Here is a 4,156-nt window from a genome sequence, read left to right on the forward strand (position 1 = left end):
CCGCTCCCAGGAATCCGGACAGCACGGTTACGGGGACGGCGGGCACGTGTCGTCGCGGCATGCGTTAATGATAATCATTTTCAATAAGCTGGCAAGAGGCCTGCCCGGTGGGCCAGCCGGTAGGGCTGCCACGTTGGCGGACGTCGGCGCATGTCCCCGGCACGGAGACGATTCGGCTCAGGCCATCGGCGTCGAGTCGGTTCACTGCGCAGCGAAGGCTGTTTGTTGCGGCCAGTCGCATCAGCGGCGTGCTGAGAGCTCATCTCGCCGGGGCCTCAGGGTCACGGCGTCGGCAGGTATGTCCGACGCGGATTCGGGATGAGAGACTGTTCGCCGCAAGGCGATGACGACGCAGGAAGCCGGTGTGAGTCCGGCGCGGTCCCGCCACTGTCATCGGGGAGCGACCCTCATAAGCCACGGCCACAAGCTGGAAGGCGAGGCGAGCAGCGATCCGAGAGCCAGGAGACTCGCGTCATCGCGTCCTTCCAGCCCGGGGCGGTGTACCCCGAGAAAGCTGCGGTTCATGATGCTGAACGCTTTGTCCGGCGGCGCAGCCGCCCCGATCTGGATGGCCTCGCCCCCCGAGGCGCATTCGGCGCTGCTGGGCAGCGGCGCGGGCCCGGGCCCGCTGCTGGCGGCCGCCGAAACGTGGCGCTCGCTGAGCACTGTGTACGCCGCGACAGGCGACGAGCTGGCCACATTGCTGGCAGCCGTGCACGGCCAAACCTGGGCAGGCTCGACCGCCGAGGCCTACGTCGCCGCACATGAGCCGTACCTGGCATGGCTGAATCAGTCCAGCGCCGAGAGCGCTGCGAGGGCCGCCAGGCTGGAGACCGCCGCCGCGGCCTACAGCTGCGCGCTGGCAGCCATGCCGACACTGCCGGAACTGGCGTCGAATCACGCCACTCACGCCGCGTTGCTGGCGACAAATTTCTTCGGAATCAACACGATTGCGATCGCGCTCAACGAGGCCGATTACGCGCGGATGTGGATTCAGGCCGCCACTGTCATGGCGACGTATCACGGCGTAGCCGGTGCGGCGGCGACGCCCTCGCAGAGCACCCCCGCGCCCCGGATCGGGAATGTTCGCCTTCCCTCGGTATGGGATTTTTTCACCGGAATAGACAATCTCATCGAGCAAACTCTGCCGCCCGATCTCCGGCAATCCATCGGCGCGGTGTTCTGGGTCTTCCAAAGTCCGACCAATCTGGCAAGCCAGCTGCAGTACAACTTTCCGACCACTGACATCCCGGCGATAACGTGGGCCAGCGCCTACCGGGAGCTTTTCGTGTTGGACCCCTATTATTACGCTGCCTACTGGCCGACGGTGATAGCGGCGGCCGGCAACAATCCCGAATTGTTGCTCTGGTTTTCTCTCATCTACAGCCTGCAGATCGGTATCGACTACACCTGGGAAATTGCCCACGTGACTTATTTGCTGGGTGCAAATGGGCTCCTGACGCCGCTGGCGGCACCCCTGCTGGCCGCACCGGCCGGTGCAGTGGGCGGGTTCGGTGGGCTGGCGGGCCTTGCCGGGCTCGCACACCCGCCTGCGGTGCCCGTCATGCCCCCCGCGACGGTGGTCCCTGCCGTGAGTCTGCCGCCGGTCTCGGCGCCGGCCGTCGCACCGGCCGCTGTCGCGACAGTGCCGTCGCCCGCGGCTCCCGTGACGGCGGGGCCCGCCCCCCCGCCGTCACCACCGGCACCGCCAGCAGTCGGCCCAGGACCTTTTCCCTATCTGGTCGGAGCCCTGGGAATGCCCAACCGGGCGGGTGCTGGTGCCGCCGCGCCGAAGAAGGCAGCCGAGCCGGACATCGCCACGGCGCCGGCGGCCGTTGCGGCGGCCCGGGAACAGCCCCGCCGGCGCCGACGTCGCCGGGTGGATTCCCAGCAGCTCGGCCGCGGATTCGAATACATGGATCTGGCGCCGGCCCCAGATCCCGACGCTTCTACGGGCTGCACGGCCGAATCCATGACGGCTTGCGGGAACGCGGCGGTGACGGCGGACATCGCCGCAACCGCCGAGCGGGCCGGTCCCGAGCGGGCGGCAGGATTGATCACGCTGCCTGACGACGGGTTCGGCGGCCGGATGCCCATGCTGCCCGGCACATGGGACGACGACCCCCCCGAGTCGACGGGCCGTCACAGGCCATCGGCGTAATGTCGGATCAATGCGTAGCGAAGGTGATACCTGGGACATCACAACCAGTGTCGGCTCCACGGCGTTGTTCGTCGCGACCGCGCGGGCGCTGGAAGCCCAGAAGCCCGACCCGCTGGCCGTCGACCCGTTTGCCGAAGTCTTCTGCCGCGCTGTCGGCGGCCGCTGGGCTGACGTACTCGACGGTAACGCCCCCGACCACGACCTCAAGACGGCCGATTTCGGCGAGCACTTCGTCAACTTCCAGGGCGCCCGCACCAGATTCTTCGACGAGTACTTCCGCCGGGCCGCCGGCGCGGGCGTACGGCAGGTGGTCATCCTGGCGGCGGGACTGGACTCCCGCGCCTACCGCCTGGACTGGCCGGCCGCGACGACGATCTTCGAACTGGACCGCCCGCAGGTTCTCGACTTCAAACGCGCGGCGCTCGCCGATCGGGGTGCCCAACCGCGTGCGGTGCGCCGCGAGATCGCGGTCGACCTGCGCGAGGACTGGCCGCAGGCCCTGCGGGACAGCGGTTTCGATCCGGCCATGCCCTCGGCGTGGATCGCCGAGGGACTGCTGATCTATCTGCCGGCCGCCGCTCAGGAGCAGTTGTTCACCGGTATCGACGGCCTGGCCGGCCACGGCAGCCATGCCGCCATCGAGGATGGCACGCCGCTGGACCAGCAGGAGTTCGAGGCCAAGCGTGACCAGGAGCGGGCCGCGATGGATGCGGGCGGGGCGCAACGCCCGTTTTATCAACTGGTCTACAACGAGCGCTGCGCGCCGGCCACCGAATGGTTCGCCAACCGGGGGTGGCATGCGAGTGGCGTTTCGCTGGCCGACTACCTGCGGCAGGCCGGCCGCCCGGTGCCCGGTCCGGACACCGATGCGGGGTCCATGCTCGTCCGTAACACGCTGGTCAGCGCCGTCAAGGCGTAAGCGCGCGGTAACCCGCTTCGGCGTATCGCCGGGCGGCCGTCCGCATCTCGTCGGTGATCGGGCTGCGGTTCGCAGGTTCGTCCGCGAAGACGCGTTTCGCTGAGTCCTTGGAGTGGAACAAAGACTTTTCGGCCATGAGTTCGATTGCCGCAGTATCGATGTCGAGGCCGAAATGCGGGCCGACGCGCTCCCAGACCGCGGCGGGCAGCTCGGCGTGATCGACGCACAGGCGCCGAGTCATATCGCCATCGGCCGCATCCAGCATCGCGCCGAGCGCCCGCGCGGCGAACTCGGCGCGGCCCATGGTCGGTACCGCGGCCGGATCCAGGCCGAATCGCCACGCGGCGCGCAATGGGTGAGCCTGCAGCCCGAGCCAGCCCGGCGGGTCGGCAAGGAGCGAGGCGAGCACCAGAGCCGGATCGCGCTGGACCCAGACCCACGGCGTGTCGGGGAAGGCGGCGGCGAGCACGGCACGGCGGCGGAAGTTCCAGCTGGTGGTTTTGAGCACCAGCCGTTGTTCGTCGGCATGCCGGCGGCGGCCGAGAGCCCGGACCAGCAGCCGCACCAGGTGGACCAACGTGGCGTCGTCGAGCCGGCCGGGACCGAGTCCGAGGAGCGTGTTGAGCGGCGCCGGCTCGGCGACGACGACGACACCGGGCAGCACGCCCAACAGCCGGGACACCAGCGTGGACCCACACCGCGACAGGTGAAAGATCATGCCGGCCGGCTCCAGTGACGGCTCGTCGTCCAGCGCGGCCAGCGCATCGAGTCCGGTCCGCACGAGCGGGCGGGCGGTGGGGCCGGCCGCCCAGCGGTTGACGGTCCGGTCGAAGAACGGTTCGGTGAAGCGCTCTGCGGACAGGTCGGCCCAGTAGACCGCCGGGGCGGCCCCGGAGAAGTCGAGCCTGATGGGCGTCCAGCGGGCCAGGTCGGCGAATTCCATGGGAAGCCTTCGATCAATCGCCGGGCAGCCGGATGAGGAATCCGCTGGTGACGAGCCTTCGGGCCAGCATGATTTGTTGGTCCAGACGCAGCCCGGGCAGTTCGCACACGTGAAAAGGCCGCGTGCTGGATGC

Annotated in this window: 3 protein-coding genes and 1 riboswitch; of the genes, 2 read left to right on the forward strand and 1 reads right to left on the reverse strand. The window is 68.9% G+C overall.

All coding sequences use genetic code 11. From position 1 onward, the window contains the following. Window positions 1-309: 309 nt before the first annotated feature. A riboswitch (cobalamin riboswitch) is annotated at window positions 310-489 on the forward strand. A 37-nt stretch (window positions 490-526) separates the two neighbouring features. Continuing rightward, window positions 527-2,161 (forward strand): PPE domain-containing protein, encoded by a 1,635-nt coding sequence (locus tag AC2VOP_RS12195; protein WP_486961210.1) that lies wholly within the window; start codon window positions 527-529, stop codon window positions 2,159-2,161. A 10-nt stretch (window positions 2,162-2,171) separates the two neighbouring features. Continuing rightward, window positions 2,172-3,080 (forward strand): class I SAM-dependent methyltransferase, encoded by a 909-nt coding sequence (locus AC2VOP_RS12200; protein WP_486961209.1) that lies wholly within the window; start codon window positions 2,172-2,174, stop codon window positions 3,078-3,080. Here the strand turns inward: AC2VOP_RS12200 and AC2VOP_RS12205 are convergent. Beyond that, on the reverse strand, window positions 3,070-4,023 hold the full coding sequence (locus tag AC2VOP_RS12205) for a hypothetical protein (RefSeq protein WP_428901078.1): 954 nt from the start codon (window positions 4,021-4,023) through the stop codon (window positions 3,070-3,072). The genes AC2VOP_RS12200 and AC2VOP_RS12205 overlap by 11 nt on opposite strands. Window positions 4,024-4,156 lie beyond the last annotated feature (133 nt).

This window comes from Mycobacterium sp. TH-M106, from assembly GCF_057473765.1.